Raw genomic sequence first — 14,630 nt, forward strand, 5'->3', positions numbered from 1 at the left:
CCTGGTTTATCTCCAGGATTTCTTCCAAGCAGTCCGGCCGAACCACCTCCAAAAGCTTACACGATCCCGGAGGGTGCCTGTGACAATTTCGCGCTGTCACGGCAAGGTGTGTCGGAATTAACGCTTCTTGCCACGCTTTTCGCGAACACGCATGTTGACTTCGATCGGCGTGCCCTCGAAACCGAAGGTTTCGCGGAGCCGTCGGGTGATGAAGCGGCGGTATCCGGGATCCAGGAATCCGGTGGTGAAGAGCACGAACTTCGGCGGCCGGCTGGAAGCCTGCGTGCCGAACAGGATGCGGGGCTGCTTGCCGCCGCGGACCGGGTGCGGGTGTGCTGCCACGAGTTCGCCGAGGAACGCGTTGAGGCGACCGGTGGGGATGCGCTTGTCCCAACTTTCCAGTGCGGTGTCCAGGGCCGGGACCAGCCGGTCCTTGTGCCAGCCGGTCTTGGCGGAGATGTTGACGCGCGGGGCCCAGGCCACGTGCGCGAGGTCCTGGTCGATTTCGCGTTCGAGGTACCGGCGGCGCTCATCGTCGAGGAGGTCCCACTTGTTGAAGGCGAGCACCAGGGCGCGGCCGGATTCGATGGCGAGCTGCAGGATGCGCACATCCTGCTCGCTGAGCACCTCATCCACGGCCAGGAGCACAACGGCGACCTCGGCCTTTTCAAGCGCGCTCTGCGTCCGCAGGGAGGCGTAGAAGTCGGCACCCTGGGCCATGTGCTGGCGCCGCCGGATGCCGGCGGTGTCCACGAACCGCCACGTGCGTCCGCCGAGTTCGATGAACTCATCGACCGGGTCGCGGGTGGTGCCGGCGGTGTTATCCACCACCACACGCTCGGAACCGGCGAGCTTGTTCAGCAGGGAAGACTTGCCGACGTTCGGGCGGCCGATGAGGGCGACGCGGCGGGGTCCGCCGGAGCGCTCAAGGCCTTCGATCGTGGAGAACTCCGGGAGGGTGTCCATGACGTGGTCCAGGAGGTCGGCCACGCCGCGGCCGTGCAGGGCCGAGACGGGGTACGGTTCGCCGAAGCCCAGGCCCCAGAGGGTTGCGGAGTCGGCTTCCTGCGCGAAGTCGTCGACCTTGTTGGCCACCATGATGACCGGCTTCTTCGACTTGCGCAGCATCTTCATGACGCCTTCGTCGGTGGCGGTTGCGCCCACGGCGGAGTCGACGACGAACAGGACGGCGTCCGCGAGTTCCACAGCCATCTCGGCCTGCTCTGCCACGCGGGCGTGGATGCCGCGGGCGTCGTGTTCCCATCCGCCGGTGTCCACCACGGTGAAGTTGCGGCCGTTCCAGTGCGCCGAGTACATGACGCGGTCGCGGGTGACGCCGGGGGTGTCCTCGACGACCGCCTCGCGGCGGCCCAGGATCCTGTTGACCAGGGTGGACTTGCCGACGTTGGGCCGGCCGATGATGGCCAGGACAGGATCGAGCTTGACCGGACCGTCAAAGTCCTCGTCGTCGAAGTGGCCGCTCAGCAGGGCGGCATCGTCCTCATCCAGCTCGTAGTCGTCCAGGCCAGCCCGCAGGGAGGCGGCGCGGAGCTCCGCCTCATCGTCGTCCAGGGCGGCGAGGTGCTCAGCCACCTGGTCGGTGCCGGTGGGCGTGTATTCGTCTTCGCCGGCGCCGAAATTGCCGGAGGTTTGAGTCGTATCGCTCATTGCACTTTCCTTAGGTGGTGATCTGCCGGCGTCCCGGCTACTGCTTCATGACGTTGGTGCGGGGATTCCGCGTGGGGCAAGGGCTGCCCGGTTCTTTGGATCGAGTCCTGGACATGGCGGGCCAGCGCGGCCCGGATTTCGGTTCCCGCCCTGTCCATTGAAACACGCCCGGTCTCACCGGGCCTGCGGCTGACGTTGATGGCCCCGCCGAAGCTGACGTGCAGCCGGCGGCGGGGTGCGGGAACGCTGTCCAGGTGTTCGCCGCCAATCCTTGTGCCCAGGATGGACACGGGCACAACGGTGGCGCCGGAGTTGAGCGCCAGCCAGGCGACGCCGTTGTTGATCGCGGCCGCCGCACCGCTCCCCCGCGTGCCTTCGGGCAGAATCCCGACGCACCGTCCGGCGTCGAGCAGGCTCCGGGCCGCGGTCAGCGCCGCACGGCCGCCGCGGCGGTCGACGGGCAGCTGGCCCGACGCCGTGAGCACCCGGCCGAGGAACCCGGTGAACATCTCCTGCTTGACGAGGATGTGCATGGCCCGGGGCGACGCGCCGAACATGACGGGCCCGTCGAGGAAGCTGATGTGGTTGCCGGCGAAAATCACAGGTCCGGTGGCCGGGACGTTGGACCGGCCCGTCACCGAGGTGCGGTAGACGATGTGGTCCAGGAGCCAGCCCACGGGCCGACTCCACGCCGTCGTCCAGCGGCCGGGCAGGGAGGCCTGCAGTGTCGCCGGCGTTCCGGTGCGCCCGTCAGTCACCGTGGGCGGCCCTGTGCTGGACGCTGTTTGGCTGGACGCCGCTTGGCTTGACGGCCGGGTGGTTGATGACGGTGTCCACGATGTCGAGGGCGGCCTGAACCGTCTCGTCAAAGTCCAGGTCCGAGGAATCCAGGGTGACGACGCCGTCGGCGGCCGTGGTGAAGTTCACCACGGTGGAATCCTTGGCGTCGCGGCGGGTGACCTGGGCCGCCAGCTGCTCGGCATTCTGGCTCCCGCCCAGCTGGATGCCGCGGCGGCGCAGCCGCGCTTCTTCGCTGGCGGTGAGCAGCATCCGCACCTCGGCTCCGGGCGCGACGACGGTGGTGATGTCCCGGCCCTCCACCACCATGCGGCGGTGGTGCTTTTCGATCAGTTCGCGCTGCCGGCGGATGAGTTCCGTGCGCGCGCCCAGGGTGGTGGCGACGGCGCTGACAGCGGCGGAAATGGCGGGCTCGCGGATGGCGAGCGTGACGTCGTCACCGCCGACGCGGACATATTCTTCCTGGGGGCTCGTGCTGACCTCCAGCGGCAGGGCCTTGGACGCGGCCTCCACCGCGGCGCGGTCCTCCAGGTCCATGCCGTTCTGCAGGCAGAACCATGTCAGGGCGCGGTACATCGCACCGGTGTCGAGGTAGGCCAGCTTGAGCCGTCGGGCCACCTCTTTGCTGACGCTGGACTTGCCGGAGCCGGAGGGTCCGTCGATGGCGACCACAAGGCTTTTTCCGGGGCGGACCACGGTCACTGTGTCGATGAGTTCCTGGGTCATTACTGGAGTACCCGCCATCCACGGTCGTTAAGGGCTTCTATCAGGAGGTCGTGCTTGTTCGGCAGGACGGAAATTTCCACCATGCCCACGTTTTGTCCCGAGGAGTGGTCGAGACGCAGGTCCTCGACGTTGACGCCGATCTCGCCGATCTCCGTCAGAAGCTTCGCGATCTGGCCCGGCGTGTCGTCCACCAGGACCGTCAGCCACGAGTAGGCCTGCGGGGGTCCGCCGTGCTTGCCCGGAATCCGGGCCTGGCCGGCGTTGCCTTCGCTGATCAGCTGGGCAAGGTCCAGCCGGGCACCGGGGGCGGTCGGTGCCTCCAGCGTGGCGATCAGCCGGTTGAGGTCCTCGCGGACCCCGTGCAGGATCGCAACCACCTTGTCCGCGTTCGCACCCAGGATCTGGACCCAGAGCGTGGGATCGCTCGCGGCGATCCGGGTGACGTCCCGCAGGCCGTTTCCGGCCAGAGACAGCGCGTGCAGGGGGGTGCCCTGCAGTCGGCTGGCCACGAGCGAGGACACCACTTGCGGCAGGTGGGACACCAGCGCCACGGCTTCGTCGTGTTCGTCGGCGGCGAATTCGGACACGACGGCGCCAAGGTCGACGGCCAGCGCACGCGCCACCTGCAGGGACTCCGGCAGCGTTTCTTCCGCCGGGCACACAACCCACGGCATGGATGTGAACAGCTCGCCGCGGGCTGCGACGGGGCCGGATTTCTCGCGGCCGGCCATCGGGTGGGTACCCACATAGCGGCCCAGGTCGGCTCCGCGACCGCGGAGGTCGGCCAGGATGCCTGCCTTCACGCTCGCGATGTCCACCACGACGGCGTCCGGGTAGTCCTGCAGCGCTTTGGCCACGACGTCGGCCGTGACGTCCGGCGGCGCAGCCACCACGACGAGCTCCGGCTGTTCCCCGTCAAGGCGCGCCAACGGCAGGCCGGCGCCGATGTCGACGGCGACGGCCTGGTTGGTGGGCGAGGGGTCCGAGAGGAACACGGCAACGCCGCGCCCCCGCAGCCCCAGCCCGATGCTGGTGCCCAGGAGCCCGGCGCCCAGAACGACCACCGGACCGTTGAGGTGTCCGCGGCCGTGCATGCGAAAGGCGGACATGCCTACAGCCCCACAGATGCCAGTAGGTGGCCGACTTCCTGCTTGCCGAGGTTGCGAATGCTGCCCTGGCGCTGGTCGCCCAGCCCGATGGGACCAACCTTGACGCGGACCAGGCGCAGCACGGGGAAGCCGACAGCGTCGAACATGCGCCGGACGATGCGGTTCTTGCCCGAGTGCAGCACGACCTCAATCAGCACGTGGCCCGGAGTCGAGTCCACGAGCTTGAAGGAATCCACCGAGGCGATGCCGTCTTCGAGCTCGACGCCCGCTTTGAGTTCGGCGCCAATGCCCTGCGGGAACGGACCGCGGACCTGCACGAGGTAGGTCTTGGGCACTTCGTAGGAGGGGTGCGTCAGGCGGTTGGCGAGTTCGCCGTCGTTCGTCAGGAGCAGCAGCCCTTCGGTGGCGACGTCGAGACGGCCCACGTGGAAGAGGCGTTCGCCATGGTGGTTGCGCACGAAGTCGCTGACGCACGGGCGGCCGTCCGGGTCCTCCATGGTGGAGACAACGCCCTTGGGCTTGTTGAAGACCATGTAGACCATGTTCTCGTCCAGCTGGATTCGCAGGCCGTCGACGTGGATCACGGCGGTCTTCGGGTCAACGCGCATGCCGAGCTCGGTGACGACGTGGCCGTCGACCTCGACGCGGCCTTCGGCGATCATTTCCTCGCAGACACGCCGCGAGGCGACGCCGGCGGAGGCCATGACCTTCTGCAGGCGGATGCCGTCGGCGTCGTGCAGCTCAGACTGCGGCACCTCGCGGCGCGGTCCGCGGTTGCGGGCGGGCTTACGCACCGGTCCGAGGTTCTGGCCGAAACGTTCGCTGCCGAAGGCGCGGGGGCCCGCAGCCCTGGCGGCGCCGGTGCGCGGCTTGGGCTTGAGCGCACCGGGAGTGCCGGGCTCCTTGCCGAAACCGGGCTTCCTGGCTCCGGGCTTGCGGGCCGCGCCCGTGCCGGTCGGACCTTTCGACTTCCAGTCACCGGAGGCCGGCCGGGACGCCGGGGCGCCGGGAGCCTGCAGGTCCGGATCGATGAAGGCCTCTTCGCGAGGCTTGGGGTGCTTGAAGGGGCGGTCGCCGCCGCCCTTGGAGAAGTCACGGCCTCCCTTGCCGCCGGCTGCGCGCGGGGCGCCGCCCTGGACCGGGCCGCGGCCGGTGCCGCCCTGGCCGGTCTTGCCTTGTCCGGCGCTGTTGCGTCCGGCACTGCTTTGTCCGGCGCTGTTGCGTCCCGAACTGTTACGTGGTGAACCCTGGCGTCCCGCCTGTGTCATGACCCGTCCTTACGTTGGTGGCCTGCGGCCGCTGTCTCCCGACAACACCCGCCGGCCGGGCAAATTGTTCTGCCCGGTGGATACTCGTGTGCAGGCGTTTGCCTGCACTGATACTGCTTACATTCTTCCTGCGTCGTAAAACTCCTCGATGCCTTCCAAGCCTGGAAGGTGGGGGGAAAGCTGCGGCAATTCAGCCGTCGAGCCGATTCCCATCCGCTCAAGGAAATACGATGTCGTCCGGTACAGGATGGCTCCGGACTCGGGATCGGCTCCCGAATCCTCGATCAGCCCACGCTGCGTCAGCGTCCGCACGACAGAGTCAACATTGACTCCTCGAATTGCAGACACCCGCGCCCTTGAAACGGGCTGGCGGTAAGCGATGACGGCGAGCGTTTCGAGCGCCGCCTGCGTCAGCCTGGCTGTTTGGCCCTCCAGCACGAACCCGCCCACGATCTCGGCGAACTCCGCGCGGGAATAGATCCGCCAGCCTCCGGCGATATTCCGCAATTCAAAACCCCGGGGGGCGGCATTGTTGCCGTCAGTATTGCCAGTGTTGCTACTGGTCTGGCTGGCGACGTCCGCATCCGGGGCATTAACAGTATAGCCGTTATACTCCCGCTGCAGTTCAGCCAGCAGGGAGTCGACGACGTCGACCGTCAGGTTCAGTCCGGCCGCCAGGGCCGCGGGGGTGGCCGGCTCGTCGATCACCATCAGGACAGCTTCGAGGGCCGCGCGGGCGCCGCCGGGCAGGCTGGCGACGTCGGGTCCCGTGTCCGGCCCCGCGTCCGGTCCGGCGTCTTCGGCTTCGCCCCGCGGCGCCTCAGGGAGTCGTTCGTTCACGGCTGGTCCTCATATTCTTCACTCAGATTTTCGCTGCTCCACCCGTGGGAATCGGCCGTCCAGTGCACGGTCAGGTCCCCGAGCGGCAGCAGCTGGTCAAAGCCCACTGCGCGGTCGCGGAACAGCTCCAGCAGCGCCAGGAAGCGCGCCACCACCACCAGGGTGGATTCGGCGTCGGCGATCAGCGCCCGGAACGTCAGCGGCGTGCCCAGCCGCAGCCTGTTTCCCAGCAGCTCGGCCTGTTCCTTGACGCTCACGGGCGTGCCGTGCAGGTGCGCCAGGCCCACTTCAGTGGGGGCCGCTTCCTTGGGCTTGAGGGCGGCTTCGGCCAAACCGGCGAACTGCTCCGGGGTGTGCCGCCAAAGCAGTTCCGGCAACAGGGCCGCGAAGTGCCCCTCCAGGGCGACCTGCCGGGGGAAGCGCCGGGCTTCGAGCTCGAGGGTCGAGCCGATCATGCCGGCCACCTGCTTGAAGGCCTTGTACTGCAGCAGCCGCGCGAACAGGAGGTCGCGGGCCTCCAGCAGGGCGATGTCCTCCTCGTCCTCGACCTCGCCCGCGGGCAGCAGCCGGGCCGCCTTGAGGTCCAGGAGGGTGGCCGCAATCACCAGGAATTCGCTGGCCTCATCGAGGGCCCACTCCTCCCCCAGCCGCTGCAGGCCCCTGATGTACTTGATGAATTCGTCAGTGACGGTGGACAGCGCCACCTCGGTGATGTCCAGCTGATGCTTGGAGATCAGGCCGAGCAGGAGGTCGAAGGGGCCGGTAAAGTTAGCGAGGCGCACTTCGAATCCGGGCTTCTTCCCGGCGGGGCCGTCCGGGACCTCAGCAACTTCCGGAACCGCAGCAACTGCCGGAACCGCGGGTTCCACGGGCATGTCGAGCTCCGCCGGCGGAGAGAAAGCGCCTGCCATGTTCCTGGCTAGGGCGCGCCGCCGCGCGAAATCAACTCTTTGGCCAGGCGGCGGTAGGCGTCTGCACCGACGTGGTTGCCCGCGTAGGTGGTGATGGGTTCGGCCGCCACCGTGGCGTCGGCAAACTTGATGGAGCGCTTGATGACGGTTTCGAAGACCTTGTCACCGAAGGCCTCGACGAGGCGGGCGATCACCTCGCGTCCGTGCAGGGTCCGGGCGTCGTACATCGTGGCGAGGACGCCATCCACCTGCAGGCGCGGGTTGAGCCGGTCCTGGACTTTGTCGATGGTTTCCACGAGCAGCGCGACGGCGCGCAGGGCAAAAAATTCGCAGATCAGCGGAATAATGACGCCGTGGGCGGCGGTGAGCGCGTTGACGGTCAGGAGCCCGAGCGAAGGCTGGCAGTCGATCAGGACGACGTCGTAGTCGTCCTCCACCTTCTTCAGCGCACGGTCCAGGACCTGCTCGCGGGCGACCTCGTTGACCAGCTGCACTTCGGCGGCGGAGAGGTCGATGTTGGCCGGCAGCAGATCCACGTTCTCCACGCCGGTCTTCTGGATGGCGTCGCGGATGTCCACCTTGCGGTCCATCAGCACGTTGTAGACGGTGAGGTCGAGCTCGTGCGGGTTGGTGCCCAGGCCTGCAGACAGGGCACCCTGCGGATCGAAGTCCACCAGGAGCACACGGCGGCCGTATTCGGCCAGGGCGGCGGCGAGGTTGATGGTGGACGTGGTTTTACCCACTCCGCCCTTCTGGTTCACCATGGCGATAACCCGCGCAGGGCCGTGGGAGGACAGCGGCGCGGGCTCCGGAAAGTCGCGTTGGGGGCGCCCGGTGGGGCCCATGACGGCGTCTTCCAGATCGAGTTCGGTGCCTTCCAGAGTTGCTGAACCCTGTTCGCTGCTCACGTATCTATCCACACTTTCGATGACGGTGATTGTCGTGCTCGGTATTGCTCGCCAAGCTCCCGGACTAGGCTCCGGAGCCGAGCGTGTTTCCTCCCAAGGTTACAGCGCCCGACACGGTATTCGGCGGACCTTGACAACCGCCGTCATCTGAGCCTTGACCTTCCGGTAGAAGTCGAAGGTTACTGCCGGAAATGGAATGGCAGCGTCGAGCGGGACGCCGGGCCGCCGCGGCGGGACCCCCGGTCCGCAGCGGCAAAGAAACTGCCCGGACGCTGGTGGGCGTCCGGGCAGTATTCCGTGATTGGCGGGTCAGGCGTACCCGGCTACGCGTAGGCCGGGGCGGTCGGGACCGGCTCGGCCTGCGGCTCCGGGGCCGGGCCGTGGCCGGCGATCATGGTCTCTTCGTCGAACGGCTCGGCACCGGCAAGCACGCGGTCCACCCGGCCGCCGTCGATCTCCTTGACCCAGGTGCCGATCAGCACGGTGGCCACGGCGTTGCCGGTGAAGTTGGTCAGTGCCCGGGCCTCGGACATGAAGCGGTCGATGCCCACGATCATGCCCACGCCGCCCAGCAGCTGCGGGGCATGTGCCTGCAGTCCGGCGGCCAGGGTGGCGAGACCGGCACCGGTGACACCGGCGGCACCCTTCGAGGCGATGATCATGAAGATCAGCAGCGAAATCTGGGCGCCCAGGTCCAGGGGCGTGCCCATGGCGTTGGCGACGAAGAGCGATGCCATGGTCAGGTAGATGGCCGTGCCGTCCAGGTTGAAGGAGTAGCCGGTGGGAACCGTCACGCCCACGACCGGCTTGGACACACCGAGGTGTTCCATCTTCGCGATCAGGCGGGGCAGCGCAGCTTCGGAGGATGAGGTGGAGAAGATCAGCAGGTACTCACGGGCCAGGTATTTCATGAGCCGGAAGATGTTGACGCCTGCGACCACCTTGAGCAGGCCACCGAGGATCACCACGATGAACAGTGCGCAGGTGATGTAGAAGGCGGCCATGAGCGTGAACATGCTGAAGATGGCCTGCACGCCGGTGGCACCGACGACGGAGGCGATCGCACCGAAGGCGCCGACCGGGGCCAGCCACATGATCATGATGAGGATGCGGAACACCAGGGCCTGTCCGTAGCCGACGGCTTTGAGGATCGGGGCTCCCTGCGGGCCCATCTTCTGCAGGGCGAAGCCCACCAGGATCGCGGCGAGGAGGGTCGGCAGGACGGGGATGTCGCCCGGGATGATGCCCAGCAGGAAGTCGACGGTGCTGTCGACGGCCGCCTTCTTGTTCGGATCGTAGGGGGCGAGGTTGAGGCCCGCGCCCGGATGGATCAGGTTACCGACGACCAGGCCGATGGCCAGGGCGAAGGTGGACATCACCATGAAGTAGATGAGGGCCAAGCCGCCGACCTTGCCGACGGTGGCGGCCTTGGCGATCGAGCCGATGCCCAGGACGATGGTGCAGAAGATCACCGGGCCGATCATCATCTTGATGAGTTTGATGAAACCGTCACCCAGCGGCTTGAGGGATTTGGCGGCCTCGGGGAACAGCAGCCCGACGAGGGCACCTGCGATCACGGCGACGATGACTGCAATGTACAGGTAGTGGGACTTATCGAGCCCCTTGCGCTTCTTGGCCGGCGTTGCCGCCGGTGCTACTGACTCTCCTCGTTGAGAGGCCATGGTGTTCTCCTTGGATAGGCTGGACTTTCGCGCGGTCCCGGCTGTGGTCCTCGCGGCCGTTCGTGTGTGTAACCCATCATTGATGACGGGGTGACGCACATCACCCTTGCGTTCATATTGGTCATGGAAGGTGTTGATGATCCACCGCTGGAGCATCGCGCGGAGGCTGTTTGTGGCCCAACTGCTGTTCATCGTGGCGCTGACGGCGATCGTGGGAACGGCCACCTTCGTCGACGCCCGCGATCATGCCTACGACGAGGCCGGACGCCGGATGGAAGGCATTGCCACCGCGGTGGCGGACGCTCCCTTCGTCGTGCAGGCGGCGAGCGCCGCCGACCCGTCCGCCCTGCTCCAGCCGTATGCCTTGAAGGTCACGAACGATGCCGACGCGGATTTCATCACGATCATGGCGCCGGACCGGACCCGGTGGACGCATCCCCGGGACGAGGAACTGGGCAAGCCCTATATCGGGTCGATCGATGAGGCCCTCAGCGGACGGGTGTTCACGGAGGTCGTGGCCGGCACCCTCGGCCCGTCGGTGCGCACCATCGCCCCGGTCAAGGATGCCGACGGCAAGGTCCGGGCGCTCGTGGCCGCGGGTGTGACCGTCCGGACGGTGGATGTGGCGGTCTCCAGCAGGCTGCCGGCGCTGCTGGCCATTGCCCTGGCGCTGCTGGTGGTCGGTTCTGTGGCGTCGTGGCTCCTGGGGCGTTACCTGCGCCGGGTGACCCGCGGCTGGGGTCCCGAGGAATTGGGCCAGCTCTTCGCCTACTACGAATCGGTGCTGCATTCGGTGCGTGAGGGCGTGATCCTGATCGATCCCAAGGGCAAAGTGGTGATGTACAATGACCAGGCCGCCGAGCTGCTGGGGCTGCCTAAGCAGTCTTCCGACGGCCATCCCGCTGCCGGCACCGCAGGACGCGGGCGCCAGGCGGCGCCGTCCCTCTCGGATATGCCGCTTGCAGCCAGCCTCAAGGAACTCTTCGAATCGGGACGGACCGCCCTCGATGAGATCCACCTGACCGGGTCCCGGGTCCTGGTGGTAAACCAGGGGCCGGCGGTTGGCCCTGCATCGGCCGCGGGCCGCCAGCGGAGAGCGGCTGCCGGCGCCCCCGTCCACGGCGCCCACGTCTACGGGACGGTGGCAACCATCCGGGACCGGACCGAAATTGAATCCCTCGGCAGCGAACTGGAAACGATGCGTACGCTCTCGGACGCGCTGCGCGCCCAGACCCACGAGCACGCCAACCGGCTCCACACGATCGTCTCCCTGATGGAACTGGGGCGGGCCCCCGAGGCCCTCGACTTCGCCACGAAGGACCTGGAACTGAGCCAGCGCCTGACCGATGACCTGGTGGGTTCCATCGAGGAACCGGTACTCGGCGCCCTGATCATGGGCAAGGCAGCCGAAGCGCACGAACGCGGCGTCGAACTGACCCTCAACACCAGCGGATCCACGGCCGTGACGGGGCTCGCCGTGCAGGACCTCGTGGCCATCCTGGGGAACCTGCTGGACAACGCGATCGACGCCGCGGCCGAGGCACCGCCTCCCAGGCTCGTGGAGCTGTCCGTCGTGACCACCGGGGCCGCCCTCGAGATCACGGTGGAGGACAGCGGACCGGGAATTGACCCCGCGGCCGTGGACGACGTCTTCCGGCACGGCTTCAGCACAAAGACGCCGGGACCCTTCGGGCGGGGCCTGGGCCTGGCCCTGGTCCGCCAGGCCGTGCATCGACTGGGCGGTACCATGACAATCACCAGCCCCGCCGGAGCTCTATTCCGCGTCACGCTGCCGGTTACAACACTGCCGGTCACAACAGAGGAACAGCCATGAGCGACATCCGGGTGCTCGTCGTCGAAGACGAGCCCATCGCCGCCGCGGCGCACGCCGCCTACATCGAGCGGATTGACGGTTTCACCTTGGCCGGCACCGCGCCCGACGGGCAGTCCGCCCTGCGCCTGCTCACGGACTTCGCGGCGGCGGGCAACCCGGTGGAACTGGTGCTGCTGGACATGAACCTCCCGGACCTGCACGGGCTGGACATCGCACGCCGCATGCGGGCGGCCGGACTCTTCGCGGACATCATCGCCATCACCGCCGTGCGGGAATTGAACATCGTCCGCAGCGCGGTGGCCACGGGCGTGGTCCAGTACCTGATCAAGCCCTTCACCTACGCCACGTTCGCGGACAAACTCGCCAGCTACCGGCTGTTCCGGGAACAGCTCGCCGGCCCCCGGACGGGAAAGCCCGGGGCCGGCGCCTCCCAAAGTGATGTGGACCAGGCATTTGCGAGCCTGCGGGCCCCTTCCGAAGTGTCGCTGCCCAAGGGCTTGTCCGTCTCCACGCTGGAATCCGTCAAGGACTTCATCGAGCGGCAGTCCGGGGCGGTGTCAGCCAGCGAGGTCATGGCGGCGCTCGGCATGTCCAGAGTCACCGCGCGGCGCTACCTCGAGTACCTTGCCGACGCCGGCACGGTTTCCCGCGCCGCACGGTACGGCACTCCCGGCCGCCCGGAGAACGAATACCGCTGGAACCGGCCGCCGTCGTCAGCGGCGCGGCCATAACCAGCACTGCCCCGCGGCCACTCCCCCACCGGGCGTCACGCAGCGCAGAGTTTCAGGATGGCTATTTCGGCACGACGGCGGATTCCCGCCGTCGTGCCTCACGAAGGGCCTGCGGAGGAGCCCAAAAACCTGCCCTGCGTGACGCGGGGCTGGGACCGCGGGCCCTGCTACTCCGAAGCGGCCGGGCGCAGAGTTCCCAGCAGCCGGTCAATCACGCCGGCGTCCTCGATCGTGGACGGCACCACGTACTCGTCGCCGTCGGCGATCTGGCGCATGGTCTTGCGCAGGATCTTGCCCGAGCGGGTCTTGGGCAGGGCCTCCACCACGGTGACGTGCTTGAAGTCGGCCACGGCGCCGATGTCCCGCCGGACCAGGGCGATGAGGTCCTTGACCAGAATCTCTTCCGGGATGTCCACCCCGGATTTGAGCACCACGTAGCCGCTGGGCCGCTGGCCCTTGAGCGGGTCGGCGAGGCCGATCACGGCGCATTCCGCGACGGCGGGGTGCTGGCCGATCACCTGTTCCATGGCGCCGGTGGAGAGCCGGTGTCCGGCGACGTTGATGATGTCATCGGTGCGGCCCATGACAAAGAGATAGCCGTCTTCGTCCCGGTAGCCGGAGTCGCCCGTGGCGTAGTAGCCCTCGAATGCCTGGAGGTAGGAGGAAATGTAGCGTTCGTCGTTGCGCCAGAGCGTAGTCAGGGTGCCCGGCGGGAGCGGCAACTCCAGGACGATGTTTCCTTCAGTGCCGGCCTCGACGTCCTCGCCCCCGCCGTCGACGACGTTGAGCCTGAAGCCGGGCATCGGGACGCTGGGCGATCCTGCCTTGATCGGCAGCCCATCCAGGCCGCGCGGGTTGGCACAGATGGCCCAGCCCGTCTCGGTCTGCCACCAATGGTCCACCACGGGGACGCCGAGGACCCGGGAGGCCCAGTGGAAGGTGTCGGTGTCCAGCCTCTCGCCGGCGGCGAAGAGCGTGCGCAGGCTGGAGATGTCGTAGTTCTTGAGCAGCTGCGCCTCGGGGTCGGCTTTCCGGATGGCTCGCAGAGCGGTGGGCGCGGTGAACAGCACGTTGACCTTGTGGTCCTGGATCACCCGCCAGAATGCGCCGGCGTCGGGGGTTCCCACCGGTTTTCCCTCGTACAGCACCGTGGTGGCGCCGGCCAGGAGCGGCCCGTACACGATGTAGGAGTGCCCCACCACCCAGCCGACGTCCGAAGCCGTCCACATGACGTCGCCCGGTGCGACGTCGTAGATGTTCGCCATGGTCCAGCTCAGGGCCACGGCATGGCCGCCGTTGTCCCGCACCACGCCCTTCGGCGCGCCCGTGGTGCCCGAGGTGTAGAGGATGTAGAGGGGATCAGACGCCGTCACATCGACAGGCGCGGCGGGCTCGGCGGAAGCCATCTCGGTGTCCCAGTCGAGCCACCCGGGGTAGTCGGCCACCGACGCGGCGAAGCCATCCCTGGTCTTGACCAGCACCGGGGTGTCCGGGGCGCCGGCGATGCCGAGGGCCTCCGCGACGGCGGGCAGGTATTCAATCCGGCGCGAGGGTTCGATACCGCCCGACGCCGTCACCACGGCCGCGGGGGCGGCGTCCCGGATGCGGGCGGCGAGCTCTTTCGGGGCAAAGCCGCCGAACACCACGGAGTGCACGGCGCCGAGCCGGGCCGTGGCCAGCATCGCGATGGCGGCCTCGGGGATCATCGGCATGTAGATCCCCACACGGTCGCCCTTGCCGACTCCGCTGCGGCGTAGGACACCGGCGAACCGGGCCACAAGCTCCGTCAGTTCGGCATAGCTGAAGCGTTTCTGCGTGCCTAGCATGGCGGAGTCGTAGATCAGGGCGTCCTGTGCGCCCCTGCCCTCCGCCACGTGCCGGTCGAGCGCGTTGTAGGACGTGTTCAGGACGCCATCCGGAAACCAGTCGTAGAGCGGCGCCCTGCTGGCATCGAGGGCCTGTTGGGGCCGGGTGGACCAGGAGATCCCCCGGGCAGCGTCCAGCCAGAACTCTGCGGGCTGTTCGAGGCTACGTTTGTAGGCGTCCCGGTAGCTCTTGGTGACCATGAGATACATCCTGTCCACGACGGTGTGATGCAGCCCATGGTAAACCGTGGCGGACGGCCACCACAAGGGTTATGTATACAAGAACGACC

Annotated in this window: 12 protein-coding genes; 2 read left to right on the plus strand and 10 right to left on the minus strand. The window is 67.7% G+C overall.

The genetic code is table 11. From position 1 onward, the window contains the following. Positions 1–117: 117 nt before the first annotated feature. From der to ACVWZ7_RS03885, 9 genes are all read right to left on the minus strand, one after another. Complete coding sequence (gene der / locus ACVWZ7_RS03845) at positions 118–1,668, minus strand: ribosome biogenesis GTPase Der (protein WP_116767542.1); 1,551 nt, start codon at positions 1,666–1,668, stop codon at positions 118–120. Beyond that, the gene (locus ACVWZ7_RS03850; protein WP_456509060.1) at positions 1,665–2,345 is read right to left on the minus strand and encodes a lysophospholipid acyltransferase family protein; all 681 of its coding nucleotides are present in this window, start codon (positions 2,343–2,345) and stop codon (positions 1,665–1,667) included. The genes der and ACVWZ7_RS03850 overlap by 4 nt, the downstream gene beginning before the upstream one ends. A 73-nt stretch (positions 2,346–2,418) precedes the next feature. Next, positions 2,419–3,192, minus strand: a complete 774-nt coding sequence (cmk, locus tag ACVWZ7_RS03855) for a (d)CMP kinase (protein ID WP_456507035.1) — start codon at positions 3,190–3,192, stop codon at positions 2,419–2,421. After that, positions 3,192–4,301: a prephenate dehydrogenase gene (locus tag ACVWZ7_RS03860; RefSeq protein WP_456507036.1), complete on the minus strand. Its 1,110-nt coding sequence runs from the start codon at positions 4,299–4,301 to the stop codon at positions 3,192–3,194. Before ACVWZ7_RS03860 ends, cmk begins: the two co-directional genes overlap by 1 nt. 2 nt (positions 4,302–4,303) lie before the next feature. After that, positions 4,304–5,569 carry a pseudouridine synthase gene (locus ACVWZ7_RS03865; protein ID WP_456507037.1) on the minus strand — a complete coding sequence of 422 codons (1,266 nt, stop codon included), beginning with the start codon at positions 5,567–5,569 and terminating at the stop codon, positions 4,304–4,306. A 117-nt stretch (positions 5,570–5,686) separates the two neighbouring features. Continuing rightward, the gene (gene scpB, locus ACVWZ7_RS03870; RefSeq protein ID WP_456509061.1) at positions 5,687–6,280 is read right to left on the minus strand and encodes an SMC-Scp complex subunit ScpB; all 594 of its coding nucleotides are present in this window, start codon (positions 6,278–6,280) and stop codon (positions 5,687–5,689) included. 125 nt (positions 6,281–6,405) lie between these two features. Beyond that, the gene (locus ACVWZ7_RS03875; RefSeq protein WP_456507038.1) at positions 6,406–7,320 is read right to left on the minus strand and encodes a segregation and condensation protein A; all 915 of its coding nucleotides are present in this window, start codon (positions 7,318–7,320) and stop codon (positions 6,406–6,408) included. An 8-nt stretch (positions 7,321–7,328) separates the two neighbouring features. Beyond that, positions 7,329–8,228 carry a ParA family protein gene (locus tag ACVWZ7_RS03880; RefSeq protein ID WP_018772307.1) on the minus strand — a complete coding sequence of 300 codons (900 nt, stop codon included), beginning with the start codon at positions 8,226–8,228 and terminating at the stop codon, positions 7,329–7,331. Between the two features lie 323 nt (positions 8,229–8,551). Next, positions 8,552–9,910: a cation:dicarboxylate symporter family transporter gene (locus ACVWZ7_RS03885; RefSeq protein WP_116767548.1), complete on the minus strand. Its 1,359-nt coding sequence runs from the start codon at positions 9,908–9,910 to the stop codon at positions 8,552–8,554. A gap of 136 nt (positions 9,911–10,046) precedes the next feature. On the opposite strand from ACVWZ7_RS03885, the gene ACVWZ7_RS03890 reads away from it, so the two are divergent. Together ACVWZ7_RS03890 and ACVWZ7_RS03895 are read left to right on the plus strand one after the other, a co-directional pair. After that, positions 10,047–11,744 carry a sensor histidine kinase gene (locus ACVWZ7_RS03890; RefSeq protein ID WP_456507039.1) on the plus strand — a complete coding sequence of 566 codons (1,698 nt, stop codon included), beginning with the start codon at positions 10,047–10,049 and terminating at the stop codon, positions 11,742–11,744. Further along, positions 11,741–12,475, plus strand: coding sequence for a response regulator (locus ACVWZ7_RS03895; RefSeq protein ID WP_344362278.1), 735 nt, complete (start codon positions 11,741–11,743; stop codon positions 12,473–12,475). The genes ACVWZ7_RS03890 and ACVWZ7_RS03895 overlap by 4 nt, the downstream gene beginning before the upstream one ends. A 167-nt stretch (positions 12,476–12,642) precedes the next feature. Here the strand turns inward: ACVWZ7_RS03895 and ACVWZ7_RS03900 are convergent, their stop codons facing one another. Beyond that, positions 12,643–14,541 (minus strand): AMP-binding protein, encoded by a 1,899-nt coding sequence (locus tag ACVWZ7_RS03900; protein WP_456507040.1) that lies wholly within the window; start codon positions 14,539–14,541, stop codon positions 12,643–12,645. Between the last annotated feature and the right edge of the window lie 89 nt (positions 14,542–14,630).

The organism is Arthrobacter sp. TE12232, assembly GCF_054062615.1.

Bases quoted from the DNA above. Each gene is read 5' to 3' on its own strand.
- ACVWZ7_RS03875 (WP_456507038.1), bottom strand. From the start codon at position 7,320: ATGGCAGGCGCTTTCTCTCCGCCGGCGGAGCTCGACATGCCCGTGGAA.
- ACVWZ7_RS03885 (WP_116767548.1), bottom strand. From the start codon at position 9,910: ATGGCCTCTCAACGAGGAGAGTCAGTAGCACCGGCGGCAACGCCGGCC.
- cmk (WP_456507035.1), bottom strand. From the start codon at position 3,192: ATGACCCAGGAACTCATCGACACAGTGACCGTGGTCCGCCCCGGAAAA.
- ACVWZ7_RS03895 (WP_344362278.1), top strand. From the start codon at position 11,741: ATGAGCGACATCCGGGTGCTCGTCGTCGAAGACGAGCCCATCGCCGCC.
- ACVWZ7_RS03890 (WP_456507039.1), top strand. From the start codon at position 10,047: ATGATCCACCGCTGGAGCATCGCGCGGAGGCTGTTTGTGGCCCAACTG.
- ACVWZ7_RS03860 (WP_456507036.1), bottom strand. From the start codon at position 4,301: ATGTCCGCCTTTCGCATGCACGGCCGCGGACACCTCAACGGTCCGGTG.
- scpB (WP_456509061.1), bottom strand. From the start codon at position 6,280: ATGGTGATCGACGAGCCGGCCACCCCCGCGGCCCTGGCGGCCGGACTG.
- ACVWZ7_RS03865 (WP_456507037.1), bottom strand. From the start codon at position 5,569: ATGACACAGGCGGGACGCCAGGGTTCACCACGTAACAGTTCGGGACGC.
- der (WP_116767542.1), bottom strand. From the start codon at position 1,668: ATGAGCGATACGACTCAAACCTCCGGCAATTTCGGCGCCGGCGAAGAC.
- ACVWZ7_RS03900 (WP_456507040.1), bottom strand. From the start codon at position 14,541: ATGGTCACCAAGAGCTACCGGGACGCCTACAAACGTAGCCTCGAACAG.